15 protein-coding genes are annotated in these 16,452 nt (G+C 59.3%); 7 read left to right on the top strand and 8 right to left on the bottom strand.

All coding sequences use genetic code 11. From position 1 onward, the window contains the following. Positions 1 to 45 precede the first annotated feature (45 nt). Positions 46 to 744: a Crp/Fnr family transcriptional regulator gene (locus tag B4F51_RS15710; RefSeq protein WP_296226982.1), complete on the top strand. Its 699-nt coding sequence runs from the start codon at positions 46 to 48 to the stop codon at positions 742 to 744. A 113-nt stretch (positions 745 to 857) separates the two neighbouring features. Next, on the top strand, positions 858 to 1,529 hold the full coding sequence (locus B4F51_RS15705) for an AraC family transcriptional regulator (RefSeq protein WP_296226979.1): 672 nt from the start codon (positions 858 to 860) through the stop codon (positions 1,527 to 1,529). A 141-nt stretch (positions 1,530 to 1,670) separates the two neighbouring features. Here the strand turns inward: B4F51_RS15705 and B4F51_RS15700 are convergent, their stop codons facing one another. The 3 genes from B4F51_RS15700 to B4F51_RS15690 all read right to left on the bottom strand — a co-directional run bounded on the left by B4F51_RS15700 (position 1,671) and on the right by B4F51_RS15690 (position 5,624). Then, entirely contained in the window at positions 1,671 to 2,591 is a 921-nt protein-coding gene (locus B4F51_RS15700; RefSeq protein ID WP_296226977.1) for a bestrophin family protein, read from the bottom strand. Between the two features lie 256 nt (positions 2,592 to 2,847). Then, a complete protein-coding gene (locus tag B4F51_RS15695) occupies positions 2,848 to 3,165 on the bottom strand; it encodes a hypothetical protein (RefSeq protein ID WP_296226976.1) in 318 nt (105 codons plus the stop codon). A 443-nt stretch (positions 3,166 to 3,608) separates the two neighbouring features. Beyond that, a complete protein-coding gene (locus B4F51_RS15690; protein ID WP_296226975.1) occupies positions 3,609 to 5,624 on the bottom strand; it encodes an alkaline phosphatase D family protein in 2,016 nt (671 codons plus the stop codon). Positions 5,625 to 6,041: 417 nt separating this feature from the next. Here B4F51_RS15690 and B4F51_RS15685 point away from each other — a divergent pair, with 417 nt between their 5' ends. Continuing rightward, positions 6,042 to 7,271, top strand: coding sequence for an SGNH/GDSL hydrolase family protein (locus tag B4F51_RS15685; protein WP_296226974.1), 1,230 nt, complete (start codon positions 6,042 to 6,044; stop codon positions 7,269 to 7,271). Positions 7,272 to 7,566: 295 nt separating this feature from the next. Here B4F51_RS15685 and B4F51_RS15680 read toward each other — a convergent pair whose 3' ends face one another. After that, positions 7,567 to 7,875 carry a hypothetical protein gene (locus B4F51_RS15680; protein WP_296226972.1) on the bottom strand — a complete coding sequence of 103 codons (309 nt, stop codon included), beginning with the start codon at positions 7,873 to 7,875 and terminating at the stop codon, positions 7,567 to 7,569. Positions 7,876 to 8,327: 452 nt separating this feature from the next. On the opposite strand from B4F51_RS15680, the gene B4F51_RS15675 reads away from it, so the two are divergent. From B4F51_RS15675 to B4F51_RS15660, 4 genes are all read left to right on the top strand, one after another. Further along, the gene (locus B4F51_RS15675) at positions 8,328 to 9,182 is read left to right on the top strand and encodes a restriction endonuclease (protein ID WP_296226970.1); all 855 of its coding nucleotides are present in this window, start codon (positions 8,328 to 8,330) and stop codon (positions 9,180 to 9,182) included. 116 nt (positions 9,183 to 9,298) lie between these two features. Beyond that, entirely contained in the window at positions 9,299 to 9,727 is a 429-nt protein-coding gene (locus tag B4F51_RS15670) for a very short patch repair endonuclease (protein WP_296226968.1), read from the top strand. Continuing rightward, complete coding sequence (locus B4F51_RS15665) at positions 9,714 to 10,934, top strand: DNA cytosine methyltransferase (RefSeq protein WP_296226966.1); 1,221 nt, start codon at positions 9,714 to 9,716, stop codon at positions 10,932 to 10,934. Before B4F51_RS15670 ends, B4F51_RS15665 begins: the two co-directional genes overlap by 14 nt. Further along, positions 10,931 to 11,599: an Eco29kI family restriction endonuclease gene (locus B4F51_RS15660; RefSeq protein ID WP_296226964.1), complete on the top strand. Its 669-nt coding sequence runs from the start codon at positions 10,931 to 10,933 to the stop codon at positions 11,597 to 11,599. The genes B4F51_RS15665 and B4F51_RS15660 overlap by 4 nt, the downstream gene beginning before the upstream one ends. Here B4F51_RS15660 and B4F51_RS15655 read toward each other — a convergent pair whose 3' ends face one another. From B4F51_RS15655 to B4F51_RS15640, 4 genes are read right to left on the bottom strand one after another with little or no spacing between them, the layout of a single operon-like run. Continuing rightward, on the bottom strand, positions 11,600 to 12,607 hold the full coding sequence (locus B4F51_RS15655; protein ID WP_296226962.1) for an HNH endonuclease signature motif containing protein: 1,008 nt from the start codon (positions 12,605 to 12,607) through the stop codon (positions 11,600 to 11,602). Between the two features lie 29 nt (positions 12,608 to 12,636). After that, a complete protein-coding gene (locus B4F51_RS15650) occupies positions 12,637 to 14,226 on the bottom strand; it encodes an ADP-ribosylglycohydrolase family protein (RefSeq protein ID WP_296226960.1) in 1,590 nt (529 codons plus the stop codon). Further along, entirely contained in the window at positions 14,223 to 14,882 is a 660-nt protein-coding gene (locus B4F51_RS15645) for a DarT ssDNA thymidine ADP-ribosyltransferase family protein (RefSeq protein ID WP_296226958.1), read from the bottom strand. Before B4F51_RS15645 ends, B4F51_RS15650 begins: the two co-directional genes overlap by 4 nt. Continuing rightward, positions 14,879 to 16,273 carry a 3'-5' exonuclease gene (locus B4F51_RS15640; protein WP_296226957.1) on the bottom strand — a complete coding sequence of 465 codons (1,395 nt, stop codon included), beginning with the start codon at positions 16,271 to 16,273 and terminating at the stop codon, positions 14,879 to 14,881. Before B4F51_RS15640 ends, B4F51_RS15645 begins: the two co-directional genes overlap by 4 nt. Positions 16,274 to 16,452 lie beyond the last annotated feature (179 nt).

Here is a 16,452-nt window from a genome sequence, read left to right as displayed (position 1 = left end):
CCCACGCGCCCCCGCCACTTTCTTGATTGTGTGCACACCCTTGCCATGACCGCACCCCACGCCCAGACGGCCGCCACGCAGTTGAAAGGCCACGCGTGGTTTACCGCGCTGGCGCCCGAACACCAGGCGCTGGCCGCGCGCGAAACCCTGCTGCAGGAATACGAGCCCGGCGCGTTCATCGCCCGGCGCGGCGAACCCTCGCGCTACTGGATCGGGGTAGACAGCGGGCTCATCAAGCTGGCCGTGTACACGTCAGACGGGCGCGGCTGCACGTTCTCGGGCGTGCCCGAAGGCGGCTGGTGCGGCGAGGGCAGCGTCATCAAGCGTGAAGACCGGCGCTATGACGTGATTGCCATCCGCACCTCGCGCGTGCTGCTGGTGCCCGAGCCCGTGTTCAACACCCTGCTGGCGCAGAGCCTGCCGTTTGCCAGCTTTGTGGTGCGCCAGCTCAACGAGCGCATGGGGCAGTTCATTGCCACCGTGCAGAACGACCGGCTGCTGAGCGCCGATGCGCGCGTGGCGCAAGCGATTGCGCAGTTGTTCCACCCGGCCCTGTACCCGCGCACGAGTGCGGTGCTGGAGCTGTCACAGGAAGAGATCGGGCTGCTGACCGGCCTGTCGCGCCAGCGGGTGAACCGGGCACTGGGGCGGCTGGCCGATGCGGGCCTGATCACGCAGTCGTACCAGACGATTCGTGTGACGGATCTGGAGCGGTTGCGGCTCTTTGGCCTATCGGAGCTTTGAGGCCGCGCAAGACACTGTCGCCGGAGCGACATTGCCCTTGTTGCGGGCAGACATAGAATTCTGCGACAGTAGCCGGCCATCTGCCCGTTTGCCCGCCCGCCGCAATTCACCCCATGCCACTCATCAGCCGCGCCCACGTTCGACTCTCGCGCCTGCGCTTTCCGTTTGCGGTGCGCGTGCAGGCCGAGCAGGGCACCGCCTGCATGCGCGACGCCAACGGCCGGCGCGAGGTGCGCCCGGGTGACCCGTTTGTTGTGCCCGCCTTCGCGCATTTTGGTTGTGACGTGCCGGGCACGATGTGGCAGCCCTGCGCCATCACGTTCACGGCCGTGCCCGACGACGGCTGCCCGCGCATGGCGGCCATTCAGCATGACAAGCCGTGGGCACGCGCGCTGGCTGGGCTGGTGTTCGAGCACCCGGCCCAGGCCTGGAATGCAGCCTTGTTGAGTGAGCTTTGGCAGGCCTGCCCACGGCAGGTGCGTGCCCGGCTGTTTGCAGAAGGCGAAGCGCTGCATGCGCTGGTGCGCGAACAACGCGCCGCATGGGCGCTGTATCGGCTGGCCGCGCTGGACGCCGACGCAGCGGCCCAAACGGAAACAATGCAGACGCTCGCCCGGCGGGCCGGCCTGCGAACCGTGCGCGCGTTGAATACAACCTGCGCCAGCCTGTTCGGCGTCGAACTCAACGTGCTGACGGCGGCAAACACCGAGGCCGTGCGCGCCGCCGAACACACCAGCCCACCCGCCTGGGCACACTGGCACTTGCCCTTGGCCCTATCGGCTTAGCGTCGCCAACAAAACCCTCCTGGCGTCGTTGTGCCTCCTGGCCGGACTCCAGTACTGTCTACGTCGGCACGCCTGGCCAGGACCGCTGCGCTGGGTTTTGTTAGCGACGCTTAAACGCCGCAGGGCCAACGCCACCGCCCCTCAATCGAGAATGCATTCCCGCTCCGCCGTGCCGTTGGCCAGGCTCGGCTGGCCCAGCAGGTCGCGCACGGCGTCTTCAATGGTGGCGGACATGGCGCTGAGGGCAAGGTCGTTGTCTTCGGTGCCGAAGGGCTCTTCAATTTGCGCCGCAATGGCCTCGAGTGCCATGAAGGTGTACGCCACAAACACCGCAAACACCGGCGTGAAATTGCCGATGCTCTCCACCAGCCCGAAGGGCAGCGCCGCACAGAAGAAATACACCGTGCGGTGGATCATCACGGAGTACGCAAACGGCAGCGGCGTATTGGCAATGCGCTCACACCCGCCAATGAGGTTGGTCAGCTCGGTCAGGTTGCGATCAAACGCCAGCACGCCAACCGCATCCAGCGCGCCCGATTGCGCGCGACGCTGCACCCACTCCCCCAGCCACAGCATGAGCGTGGTCGTCGGGTAGCGCGAGGCCATCACGCGATTGAACAGCGGCGCGGGCAGGCGGGCGGCCAGATCCTTACGCGCATCGGTGCGGCGCAACTGGTGGCGCAGCGCATGCGGCAGCGCGCCCAGCACCTGCGTGAACTCATGCAGTTCGTCCGCAGGCACCGCATTGCGCGGCAGTGTAAGCGCCTGGCGCGTGAGCCCGCGCGCAACGTTGAGCAACTGGCCCCAGAGCTTGCGCGCCTCCCAATAGCGGTCGTAACTGGCGTTGTTGCGAAAACCCAGGAACACCGCCAGCGCAATGCCCACCAGCGAGAACGGCGTCGTGCTCAGGTTGACGGTAATGGGCAGCCAATGCGCATGCACCGCCATGGCGGCCAGCGAGATCACGAAGATGAGGAACAGGCGCGGCAGAAGCTGCGGCAGCACCGAACCGCGCCATGCGAGAAGCATGCGGAACCAGTGCAGATGGGGGCGGACAACCATGGGGGAGCGAAACGCTTGGGGAAGGAGTGTGGCGAATTATCGCAGAGCCCAATGGACGACCCAGGCGCCGAGCGGCGACCTGACCGGTAGAGGGCTGTAACTTAGGCCCCAGCCCGTTTGGCGCGCAAGCGGGAATCCGTTCAGAACCCAGCCATCAACCGCCGGCCCGAAAACGCACCGCCGCCCTCATGCAACGACGCAGCACTCGCTGTATTGCGAGGCACGCCGCAGCAGGGGCGGCAGTTGCTTGCTGTCGTTAGCGGCCTTCGGCATTTGCGGTCAACGCGGCCGCCTTCAGTTCAGCGCTGGCTTGATCCAGCAACTGCTTGGCCCGATCTGCGTGGCCGCCAAGTTGGTTTTGATTTGCTCGCTGCGCGGCCGAGATGAAGTTGTACGCTTCGCCAATGTGTTGCTGCGCGGCGGCGAGATTTGGGTGGTGATGCGGGTTGATGTTTTGCACCGGGGGCGGCACCTGTGCGCAGGCAGCGGTGGCAACAGAGATCAGGCCAACGGTAATCAAAGCAGAACTGACACGACGAAGATTCATTTTTCTTCTCCAAAGAATGGACAACATCTGGTGCACACAACACGGGGGCTCTTTTTCCCGTGCGGCATCAGACGCGTCTTCTCCCTCAACGGGAGCACTCTGGGCCCCGTTGACGGTTGATGTGTAACCAAATCTGCAGGGCTGACGCGGCACGCCAATCCGCATAGGCAGCCACCGGCGGTTGGGGCGTGCGATGGCGCGGATCTTCCCCGGCCCGTCTCCGAGGAAGGATAGGGAGGTACCCGATACCCGCCGTCGTCTATCGCTGCGCCGCCCCACTTCCAACAATGACCGGCCTGGCGGGCAACTCTCGGGCGCCCCCTTGCTAGGCTGGGAAATGCTGGCTGAGCAGCCCACCAATCGCCTCGATACCAGCCAGCGCGCCCCGCTTGAAATCGCCGGCCCTGAACGCTGCTTCCATATCGCGGCAGGGCTCTTCAATTTGCGCGGCAATGCCCCCCCTGCTGCGTCTAGACCAGCGTAGCGGCTACCACGCCTGCCTGTACCTCCACCACCTGACTGCTGGCTGTGGCTGGTTGCGCAGGCGCGGCGCCGGCCGCCAGCAGCTTGACCTTGTTGAAGCTGCAGCTCAGCTTGGACGGCGTCAGCGTGACGACCGCATAGCCCTGAGCGTCGCTATCCACGTAGCGCAACCAGGGGTTGAACGCCTTGAGCGTGCCGTTGAAGGTGTTGACGACCGCGCCGTTCTGCGTGGTGTAGACCAGCGGCTTGGCGGCGGCAAAGGCCGGGTTGCTGTCCACCACGTTGCGGAAGTAGCTGAAGAACGAGTTGCTCGACAGCCCCGCCGTCACCAGGTCGACCATCACCGGGGCGGGGCTGGCGGCGTCGTAATCATCCATGACCGGGCCGGCAAAGAACGCATGGATGTCGCCGGTCAAGCCCACCACATTGGCGATGTTCTGCGTTTTCAGGAAACCCATCAGGTTCTTGCGCTCGGCGTTGTAGCCGTCCCACTGGTCTGCATTGAGAATGAACTGGCCGAGCAGCGCCGCCGGCGGCAACTGCGCGTTCAGCAGCGGCGCGATGCCGGCATCGAAGGCCGCCCCGGAAATGCCCGCCGGCGCCAGCACCGTCTTGAGCGCAGCATAGGCCGGTGTGGGATAGGAGCCGTTGCCCACAGCCGTGGTCAGATCGGTGACCAGCGCCGTCGTCATGGCGCCTTGTAGCGGCGCGAGCGCGGCGTTGGCCTGCACCAGCCCGGCGGCAAGCAGGCTGGCGATGGCCAGGGTGGCGTCGATCTGCATGCGCAGCAGCGAGACCTCGTTGCCCCACAGCTTCCAGGTGGTGGTGGCGTTGCGCATCTGGTCCTGCCACCACTGGCGCTGAGTGTCGCCGAGGATCGAAACCGGCGTCAGCGCGCCACCCGCAGCCGCCATCTTCTGGCCCTCCACGGCGGCCAGCGTGGCCTTGGGCACGAAGTAGCGGCTGCCGATTTCACTGCCGACCGGCTGCTCGGGAATCATATGGTCGGCACGGTAAAGGCGCTCGTCCGTCATCACCAGCGTGGCCAGGTTGCCGAACGTAAACGCGCGATAGATCTGGATGTTCTGGAACGACGGGTTAGAGAGGTCGATGCTGACATCGGCCGGCATGAACTCGAACCATGCCTGGTTGGCCGCGCGGCGGCGAGCGGTGCGCGGCGTGAGGTCGTCAGTGGCGTTGTAGTTCTGGCGGTCCTGCCAGCAGTCGTCGGAGAACTCGTGGTCGTCCCAGATGGCGATCATCGGGAAGCGGGCGTGCAAGGCCTGCAGGCGCGGATCGGTGCGGTATGACTTGTACAGGTAGCGGTAGTCGCGGACGGTCGTGGCATAGCTGGCACCGTCGGCGCGCAGCGTGCCGTCCGGGAGCTTCAGCTGAGGGTGAGCGGCCTCGACATTGCCGGTCTGGAAAGCCGCACCCACGGTCTCGTAGATGTAGTCGCCAAGATGCACGATGAAATCCAGATCCTGCGCCGCCAGTTCTTCAATGCCGGCCCAGTGGTTAACGCTCCAATCCTGGCAGGTGATGAACGCGAACTTCAATTGCGACAGCGGCGTGCCCGGTGCCGGCGCGGTGCGCGTGCGGCCGACCGGGCTGGTCTTGTCTCCCACGATGAAGCGGTAATAGTAGGTCGTGGCAGCCGCCAGCCCCGTGACCTTGTTGCGTAGCGTGTAATCCCAATCAGGCAGGGCGCTCAGCGTGTTGTCGACGACCAGCGTGGAGAAATCCGCCTGCGTGGAAACCTGCAGCCGAACGGCCACGGGCTGGCTGCCGTCGCCGCCCTCCACGCGCGTCCACAGCATCACGCTGTCCGGTTTGGGATCGCCCGATGCCACGCCATGCAGAAAACTGATGTTGCCGGTATTGCCAGGCTGAGCAGATGCCGGGGCGGACGCATCGCTCCCGCCGCAGCCGGCAAGGCTGGTAGTGGTGGCGACCGATACGGTGACAAAACTCCCCCACTTCAAGAACTGGCGGCGATCCATTTTGTATTTTTTCCTGTCTGTTGATCAAAAAGAAAAGCCGGTCATTGTTTGACGCACGGATGACACCCGTATGTCCGGGATTGCCCGAATTTAGAGGCATTCTCCTAGATTAGGGAAAGCATCAGGTGTGACACGCCTCGCACCTGAATACCTTGGCTGTGCCCATCAGCAAAAACAAAAAGCATGTCGACGTGCACCACCGTGCGTGCCAATGGCTGCACACAGCCAAATCAACCGCGCCGGTACGTCGAGCAGATCAACGGGCACCCAGGTCACATTGGAGAAGACGCCCAACAAAGCGCTGCCGTCTTCAGATAGCGTTGCCACGAGCAACAGCCAAATTGATCCGTTTATTTTTTATCGCTGCAATCGAAATTTCAGCAATACAGACTTCAACTCAAATTTTAAATAAAACCCATGAAAAGCATCAGACGGATTCTTTTATCTCTTTGCTGCGTTATTTCCGCGTCCTTTGCCACATCTGCACATGCACTTGGCAGCCCCACGTACACCTACCTGCGCTGCTTCTATCGCGTCGACACTTCGCCGCTCAAGCCGAATGCGACTTATGCCTGGGGCATCGACCCGGCCAGCGGCGGTTATTACCGGATCTACGGCCGCTGGTGGAAAGACGGCCTCACGAGCTGGGAAAACATGTTCTATAGCGATGTCGGGCAGAACACGCTGAAGTCGGTCTGCCAAAGCACGCTGGCCAACGCGGGCATCAACCGCCCGGTTGCGATGGTTGCGGCGGCCGACAGTTCGGCCTCGCTCAACTACACGGTGTGGACCAACGACACGGCAGACCAGGCGACGAGCATCAACAAGATCGTCGCATTCGGCGACAGCCTGTCGGACAACCAGAACCTGTTCAACGGCACGCAATGGCAGGTGCCCAACCGTAATAGCTGGTTCCTCGGCCACTTCTCGAACGACAAGGTGTGGGTTGAATACGTGGCCGGCAATACACTGCTGCCGATGTACAACTGGGCGGTGGCAGGTGCGGCGGCGGACACCTACATGGTGATCCCAGGCGTGAGCCAGCAAGTCGATTCGTGGATCACCTACATGCAGAGCGCGCCGAACTACCGGCCGGAGAACACGCTGTTCACCGTGCTGGTGGGCGGCAATGACATCATCAACTACAACCGCACGGTCGATTCGATCATCTCCGTTGAACAGCAAGCGCTGCAGAAGCTCATCAATGCAGGCGCAAAGAACATCCTGCTCCTGAACCTGCCGGACGTCTCGCGTGCACCGGTGTTCCAGTTCCGCAGCAACGGCGCCACAGTGGCGGCGCAGGTCGTGGATTTCAACCAGAAGCTTGTGCAATTGCGCGACAGCCTGCAGGCAACCTACGGCCCGTCGCTCGTGATCGGCATGTTCGACACCAATACGATGTTCAACGACCTGTTCAACAACCCGACCAAGTACGGCGTCACCAACACCTGGCAGTCTTGCCTGACGATCGATAAGGACTCCAGCACGACCTATCTGTACAGCTGGCCGACGCGCGTTGAATGCACGAATCCAGACACCTATCTGTTCTGGGATACGCTGCATCCGACCACGCATACGCACAAGCTTCTCGGCGACGCCGTGACGAGCTTCGTGCGCAGCAACTTCCCGACGATGCCGGCCCAGTGAACCGGCACCTGACGGCATGACAAGAACGCCCCGGCTTGCTGGGGCGTTTTCTTTTGCTCCGAACGGATGCCAGTGAGCCTAATCAGCCAGCCCTTGGCCGGCCAGATCTGATGCGCCGGCCCACCACTCGGGCAGCGCGGCAACACCAGACCAACGCAGGTTGCTGCATCAGGCCGCACGCGTCTTGCAGGCGTTGGCGCTTGTATTGCAAGCGAAGCAGCGGTTGGCCTCCCCCGGCCCGGCTCCGAGAGAGGGTAAGGATGTGGTTTTTCTTATCTGAAAGGTTGAGAACCGCTTACAGCCTGCGTGCCCGTATCACCGCCAGCGGATTCCAGTTGGCTGGGTCCGGCTGACTCCCCTCTAGGGTCAAGCAAATGTAAGCGCCGATGGCATCGAGAAACCCGGCACGATATTCCTTGCACTGCTCGCCGACATCGTTTTCAAGCACCTCGCGCAGCTCCGAAGGCCGGAACAGCCGGTAACGGGCCAGTGTGAGTTGCTTGTCGAGCAGGAAATCTCGCGCGGCGATTGCGCCGAGTTCGTAGTTGCTGCGTGGTGGGGATGGGAAGGATGCGGGGCGGTTCCCGCTTTGGTTGCTTGGCATGATGGCCTCTTTGGGGTTGCTGGAGGCTCACCACTCCGTCGCCAGACGAGGGTGGCAGGCCCGACGGCGGGGCTGGCGAACCGGCCCCCAAAGAAAACCGGCAGATCTTTCGATCTCCCCACCCGGCCTGCCATAAAGCTTGCGCGAGTGTATCCGGACGCAACCGCTGCAGCAGTTGTCCGTCTTCTTTGAGTGTTACGCCGTCGGATCGCCAGACCCGGCCACCGTTGGTGCGGTGGCGTTGAGGATTATAGCGACGAGGGAGCGGCATGGAATCCGAATATCAGGATTGGATTTTGGAGTTTTATGTTGCGCCGTGGCCGCCTTGGTTTTCCTGTTGACACCACAGGCTCAAAGGCTTCATCCGGTCTATGTGTTGCGCCTTCCGAAATTGCCGAACAGGCCGATGAGGCCCGTCCTATGATGAAGCCGACAAAATGAGGGGCGGCGACATGGCAAGAAGAAAAGACGACAACATTCTTGATGGGCTGTTTGAGCTTGCAAGCTTGCTCCCCTGGTGGGCGGGCGTTGTGCTGGCGGTCATCGCTTACGGCTTTCTGCATCGCTACGCCATTGCCCCCATTCCGACCCAGATCACACCGGGGCAGATGGGCGACATGGTTGTTGGACAACTGACCAAAGCGATCGCCTCATTTGCGCAGTACCTCGTGCCAATGGCGCTGCTTGGCGGTGCGGTGGCTTCCTATTTCGGCAAGCGCAAGCGCAAGCGCGAGCAACTGGCACGCAACGTCGCCGAGAGCAAAAGCGGCGACGCGCTACGGCAGATGTCATGGCGCGAGTTTGAAATGCTCGTTGGGCAGGCCTTCCGTATGCGTGGTTATGCGGTGACAGAAACCGGAGGTGGCGGCGCGGATGGCGGGATCGACCTGCAGCTCAGGAAAGGCGGTGAGCTGTTTCTTGTTCAATGCAAACAATGGAAGGCGTACAAGGTATCGGTCAACGTTGTGCGCGAGCTCTATGGCGTGATGGCTGCCCAGGGCGCGGCAGGCGGTTTTGTCGTGACGTCGGGAGTGTTCACTGAAGATGCCAAGGCATTTGCAGGAGGCAAGAACGTTGAGCTAATCGATGGGCCGGCACTAACTGCGCTGATCAAGCAGGTTCGAGCGGCAGCGCCGACGGCTGAGGCATCGGCGGACACTCCGGCCGGTGCATCGGCAGCGCGGCCAAGCTGCCCCCGCTGTGGCAGCGCCATGGTGCAGCGAACCGCCAAGAAAGGCGCCAACGCTGGCAACGCATTCTGGGGCTGCGTGGCGTATCCCCAGTGTCGTGGCACGCGGGAGATTTGACGGAGCGCCTTGAACACGGAAATTCTGACAGGCCCTATGGCCACCATCAAATCGTCGCCAGCACGCTACAATTCCGGGCGTGATATCGGACCGTCATCGTCAACCTGCGAGCGTCGATGGACACCTTGACTCCCAGCCAGCGCAGCGAGCGAATGGCGCGAATAAAGGCAAAGGACACTAAGCCGGAGTTGGCGGTACGACGACTCGTCCACCGCATGGGTTTTCGGTACCGCCTGCATGCCCGGGATCTGCCAGGACACCCAGACCTCGTGTTTCGGTCCAGACGGAAAGTCATCTTCATCCATGGGTGCTTTTGGCACCGACATGACTGCCATCTCGGGCGCCTACCAAAATCGCGACTCGACTTCTGGAAAACGAAGCTCGAATCCAATGCGCAGCGGGACAAGAAAGTTGAAAAGCAGCTAGCCGAACTCGGCTGGCAGGTGTTGATCGTTTGGGAATGTGAAGTGAAGGACGAGGTTGCGTTGATGACACGTATCAACGCTTTCTTGGTCGACACGGAGAAGAGTAATGAAAGCAGTTGAGCTATACGCGGGCGCCGGCGGACTCGCGATGGGGGTGAGTCTCGCGGGGTTTACGCCGCTTGCCGTGGTGGAGTGGGACAAATGGGCGTGCGACACGATTCGCGAGAATCAACGCCGAGGATTCCCCCTCGTTGCAGACTGGCCCCTATACGAAGGGGACGTGCGTAAGTTCGACTGGTCAGGAATAGAAACTGACATTGATTTGCTTGCGGGCGGGCCGCCGTGCCAACCGTTCTCTATGGGCGGGAAGCATCGAGCACACGACGATACGCGCGACATGTTTCCCGCTACCGTCGACATCGTTCGTGCCTTGCGCCCAAAGGCCTTCATCGTTGAGAACGTCAAGGGATTAACACGCTCGACCTTCGCGAACTACTACCAGTACATCCTTCTGCAACTAGAGTTTCCCGAGTCACCCCGCCGGCGAAATGAAGAGTGGTTCGATCACCTTTTGCGCCTGCAAGCGGAGAAAACGAGCGGCGGCCAGAGAGGGAGGAAGCTGACGTATAACGTCGTCCCGACACTCGTCAACGCAGCTAACTACGGCGTACCTCAAAAGCGCGAGCGTGTTTTCATCGTTGGTTTCCGTTCCGATCTAGGAGTGGATTGGAGCTTCCCACGGCCTACCCATAGCTACGATCAACTTCTTCACGATCAGTGGGTAACGGGCAAATACTGGGAGCGCCATGGCATTGCTCGGCGCAATCGCCCTACCTTGCCAGCCAGTCTTGAGCCACGTGTTCGCCGGTTGGCCGCATCGCTGCCGCTGCAGAGTGAATTGCCATGGAGAACCGTGCGTGACGCAATCGCCGGTCTTCCCAATCCGCAATCACGAGCGGCAAATGATTTTCCTGACCATCGCTTTCAGGCAGGCGCGCGGGTGTACCCGGGCCACACAGGAAGTCCGCTGGACTTGCCCGCGAAGACGCTGAAGGCTGGCGATCACGGCGTTCCAGGCGGCGAGAACATGCTGGTCAATACAGACGGGGCGGTTCGATACTTTACGATTCGCGAATCGGCGCGAGTCCAAACATTCCCTGATGGGTTCGTCTTTCACGGGTCGTGGACGGAGACCATGCGGCAACTGGGGAACGCCGTGCCGGTTGCATTGGGGCATTTGGTGGCACGCAGTGTGGCCGAACGACTTGCGACCGTGCAGTTGAACAAGATGATGCATAACCAACAACGACAACGAGGCGCTGCATGACGGGCTCCGCCAGCAACATCATTCCCTTCAATCCACTAGATAAGAAGAACCTGGGCGCCAGCGTCGCAGAGGCGATGCTTGAGCAGAAAGCTCAGCCACTGGGAGAGTTGAAGCAGTTCTTTGGGGTTGGCATCTACGCCATCTACTACACAGGGGACTTCAAGCCATATGCGCCGCTTGCCGCACGCAACTGCAATGGGCTATTTCAAGCCCCCATCTATGTTGGCAAGGCCGTCCCAAAAGGAGCACGGAAAGGCGGCGGAGTTGGTGAGGTTCGCAGCCGGGCGCTCTACGATCGCTTAAAGGAGCACGGCGAGAGCGTCGACCTTGCCAGCAACTTGAAGATCGAGGATTTCCACTGCCGCTTTCTCGTCGTCGACGATATTTGGATTCCTCTAGGCGAGTCCCTGCTTATCGCAAAGTTTGCTCCGCTTTGGAACGCTTTGGTCGATGGGTTCGGTAATCACGATCCCGGCAAGGGGCGGTATAACGGTCTGCGACCGCGGTGGGATGTCTTGCATCCAGGACGCGCATGGGCGGAGAAGTGCAAGATCCGCGAGGAGACACAAGAGCACATCATTCGGGACGTCGACAATTACTTCTCAACGATTTCTTTCCCCGCGTCTCATCACGTTTTGGGGCCGGACCAGCAGCCTGACGTATAACTACCGTGCGCCTCCGGCCCCTCTATGTTTGGCGTTGATGACGACTCCTGCAAAAGTGTGATAGTGCTCGCCCACTGACGGCTCGAGTTCTACAACACCGCTATCCGTGATTCTCAGCAGATGGTTGTCATACAGCGCGTGCAAGTCCTTGCGAAGTAGATACCCGTCTGCCCCCGTATTGTTGCCCTTGCGCCATTCTCGCCCGTGCTTGTGAGCGGCATCCAACGCTGCTCCAACGTTGCAGTTGCTAATAGCACACCGCCCCTCATACGCCATATACACATCGCGACGGAAAGCGGCCTGCTGGGGCCGAACCTCCACGCTAGCAAAGCGGGCAGCGCGTATCTCGAGAGGCTGGTCGGCGTCGACTAGAGGTTCCTGGTCCGGCTCAGGTTCTGTTTTCTGCCAGTACCTGTACAAACGCTCACGCTCGACGATGTCATCTGCAATCCCAAACCCTGCAGCGAAGCCCGTCGAGCATCGCCCCGTCTTGGCACTGACAATTAGTGCTGTGATGATGGGCTCCTTACGCTCCATGGATTGGTGGCCTAGATGCCCCATCGCTCGCAGAATGTTTCGGAACCCTATCCCAAAGGATTTCATGACGTCGCCATAGGTCACTGTCCCGCGCATCTTGGCCACTTGAATTAGCCAGCGGCGGATCGCCGGAAGCTTTGCCTCATACTCAGGCGCTGGCTTGGTTCGCTCGGCGGCAACAGGAGGCGACGCAGCTAGAAGTGCGGCAATGCGAGATCTAACATTTGGTCCGACGTTACGTGCGGGTGGAAGGCCCGGCACCCAAGGCAACCCCATCTCCATCAATACGGCAGAAATATTCTGCATGCGGTATTCGAAAGCCTTGATGGAGCGTTCACCGAACTTCATCGAAAAATCTCGATAGATCTTTCGCTTGCTGTATAGAAGCCCCTTTCGCTCCATGTACGCCATATGGAGGTATGCCTGCACTACCGCAGCAAGTTCCTTGTCACCCCAGGGCCAGCGCTCCATACCACCACCCCTTACATCGAAATTGCGCTCTAGCGAGTTCGCGCAATCCTTGCCTTCGCAATAATCGCCGCGAAGGCGATTGCGCGCTCAACACCGTCAGACCCACTAGACAGACGAAGCAACGCCTCACCTACCACAGTGGGATCAAACGAAGATCGGATACATTCCTGTGTAATCGCGTCAATACTCAGCTCTGGATCGGGAAAGAGCGAATCCAACTGCGGTAGTTCGATCCTTCGCACTACATGTCTCATCCTGCCTTCTGAGGAGCCACCAAGCGTCAAGATGCCGGGTTTTCTCTTGGTCAGAATTGTTTGCCCAAACACCGTCCGACACCATTGCCATTCCATCTCTGTGCCCTTCTCTGACACATAGACTTCCCCGAATGGATCGACAGGCCCGAGCCCGGCAAGAAAAGGACCATCTTCAGTTACCAACAATGCGTCTCGCTGTGCCTTCGGAGCGGCCCACCTCAACGGATCTGGGTATTCGAAGCTCTTTTCTCTTCGTCCTTGGCTGATATGAAACAGCCTCGATGCCTCCGCGCTGATGTAGTCCGCATCCTGAATTTCCTCATCAGGCTCATCATCCGCAATAGCACCAAGTAAGGCTCCAACCATAGTGCCTATCGTGTCGGTATCGCTCCCAAATGCATTTGCTGCCGTGAGAATGGCTTGTTGGGGTCGCCGATCCTGTTTGAGCCAAGCCAACACGAGAGCAAAAAGTGGCGTTTTTAAACCAGAGCCGCGTTCCGCAGAACTATATCCACCAAGAAGGTTCAAAAGGCTCGTATATGTTTCCTCGTTAGCACGCGGTGAGTCACATAGCTTTGCGGCCACTTCGGCGCATTCCTGCCACTCATGCTTTACTTGAGCAAAGGCCTCCGCTAGCGGCTGTCCAGTGAGTCGCTCCCAATTTGGGGACCAGAATAACGCCAGCTCATCTTCCTCCGTGAGACAAGCGAAAGCGAAGTCACACGCTTCAGCAAAGTGAAGCCATTGGGACGGCGAAGGAATCGAAGCCGAATCGAACACGTACGCAAGAATAAGTGCGTGGATAGCGGCTCCCGCAATCGCGCGAGGGTGGCCGTGAGTGCATACAGCATCACGCACGACATTCGAGATGAACTTTGTGCTCGACAATTCAGAGGCCGCCCAGACATGTGGCTGGACACGCATTGCCGCGCCATTCCCCCCTCCTTGCCAATAGACCGCCTGTGAGGTGTTATAAAAATTCTGAAACCAGGTTGAATCGCGTAGTGCTAGATTCGCGGCGGCAAGCTTTGAACCCCGACCCGCGCCGAGCGCATAGTTGAGCCAGATGGGAAGTTCAATCTTTGCAAAGCTCTCTACATCAAAGAAGCCATCCCCTCGGATGGCTCTCGATGTACAAAGTCTAAGCTGCGTATCGTCAGAGTAGGCACCAGTAGGAAACTGGACTTCAGGCCCAAACATCCCGCCGACTCGCCTCTTCCAGGCAATAGTCCGTTGGATCGATGCTTGTCCAGTACGCCGGCGAAACTGAGACTCGGACACGAGTTCCGTTGGAAAGCCTACTGCGTCGCCATAAGCAGCCCAGAGCGCCGAGCGGCGAACTTGTGCCTCGCTATGAGTTGTCATACGTGCCCCTCAAATTTCTCTGGCTTGACGACCAATTCAACTCGGTCCAGTAGCGAGGGTGCGCAAAAGCCAAGTTGCGCAGCTGCTTCGTCTGCGATGTCCTCTGTCGGAAAGTAGATCCGCTGCAGATAGTCAAGCCGCACCTCTTTGGGATATAGAACTTCAGCCTGATGGCACGTAGTGTGATGCGTTGGCGTCTCTCGACTCCGGTACACCCATTTCGCTTGGAATTGCCGAATCTTCGGCGCAAATAAAGCTTCCAAGCCATCCACCCCAGGCGCCCGCTCGGTCAGCTCATAAGCATTGTTAGTAGTCGAGAACAGCACACCCGGATGATCCATGATGCGTGGATCGAAGCTCAGAATGCACCAGTAAACGTCCTTAGCCGCGTGCCAGCGGCTGCTTGAGATCGAAAAGAACGTACCGTTGATGCGCGAAATAGACAAGTTCACATAGCCGTGCCAGTCGACATCTCGACTTCTGTCTTTGCTGTTGATCTGGAGGATGTGGGCAAGCCTACGCTCCTGGGGTAACGCGGCATGAGACAACAGTCCGCCGGTCGCGATGATACCGACAAATCCGTTACTGGTCGTGAAGTGCAATAGCTCATCAATCCCTCGCGCCTGAGCCACTTCGAACGGTACAGTAGCGCTCATACTGCGATCTCTTGATACGTAGATCCGTCTAGGCGAGCGAGGATGGGCGACTCTTCGCCAGGCTTGTACCCCAGCACAACTTGCGTGCGAGCGCGTGCGATAGCCATAGCCAATAGCCTGCAGGCCATTTCAAAGCGCTCATCTCCAACATCGTGGCTACCATCGGGCAATCCACTCTCGCTGATCCCAAGCAAAAAGACATGATCAAAATCAAGTCCCTTTGCGGAGTGCAATGTGCATAGCGCAATGTTGGCATTCGTCTCTGGCCATTCTCTTCTTTGGGTTACCTCGACAAACTCCAAGCCCGCTGCGGCAAGAGATTTTTCAAGATGAGTAAACCATCCTTTCGGATGCAGGAAAGCGACAGACTCTTTCGAAAGATCAACATTCCGCTTAATGTAGTCGATGGCCCATTGCACTTGATTGCTGAATAGCCCCTTGAGCATAATCGGAGTCGCCGCGCCTTCCATAGCATCAAGCAGTGAAGGGGCTGTCCCATCGTCATCAAGCTGCACGTTCTTCATAAGACTGCTCGCCAACTTCGCAATAGAAGCCGTATTTCTATAGTTGACACTTAGACGATGGCTAGATTCTGGGCGAATTAATATTCCAGCTTCAGCCCAGGTAAAACCTCGAGCATAGATTCTTTGAGCAGTATCAATAATATACGTAACAGCGTGCTCATCCTCGAGCTGAGACATTATTGCCCGAAGTTGATTTGCGGAAAAATCCTGAGATTCATCAACAATGACTATGTCGTATTTATAGTACTTCTTCGCAGCCAACAGGACAGCCACATCATTCCAATCAAAGCGACCGTTCTTTTCTTTCCACTCGTTATATGGACGAATCAGCTTGTCCAGAATTGCTTCCCTCGTAGCTTTCTCAACACGGGGAGTTGCGCCACGACCGTCACGGCGACAACCCAAATACTCGTCTAGCCGATCAGGAGGAAATCGACCGGTGAGGTACTCGCACTCAGCAAGCAGGAAACCCGGGGGAAGACCAATGGTTTCCGCGTGCGCACGCACCAGCTTTCCCAACTCATCTCCGTCATCTATTGAGCGTCCGCCGAGAGCAGTATTTGCCCAGTGGGCAAAGGTGTCTACGCTGACGGTAATTTTGCCGTCAGGCAAATTGGAGCTAACCAGCTCCTGAATGTACCCCCGAAGCGTTTTATTGAACGTTAGCACGAGCGCCCGAACGGGCTCTGAACTTTCGGACCTCTGACGTCGCGCAAGAAACCATAGCAGCATTAGTTTCAACTTCAGAACCGCAGTGGTTGTCTTGCCACTTCCAGCCGCGCCACGAATGAGCTCTGATCCAGGACGAACCCGCTTGATAATCGTGAACTGCTCGGGGGAAGGCGTGACATTCGTTAGTTTCTTCACTTCGTGACCCGCTGCTGTTGTTAATGTTGATATCGAATGTACTCGCTCCCCACAAGGCCCGCCTCCCCCCGAGAGAATGGATATGACTCGACGCAAATGTTGTAATGACCTGCGGCCGCCAGCCTTCTCTCATCGATAGCGATTGCCCCCTCCCCGCAAATCGACAGCACATAAAAATA

The sequence above is a fragment of the Ralstonia sp. UBA689 genome (genome assembly GCF_002298975.1).
Taxonomy (GTDB): Bacteria; Pseudomonadota; Gammaproteobacteria; order Burkholderiales; family Burkholderiaceae; genus Ralstonia.
This window is presented reverse-complemented; position numbering and strand designations above follow the sequence as displayed.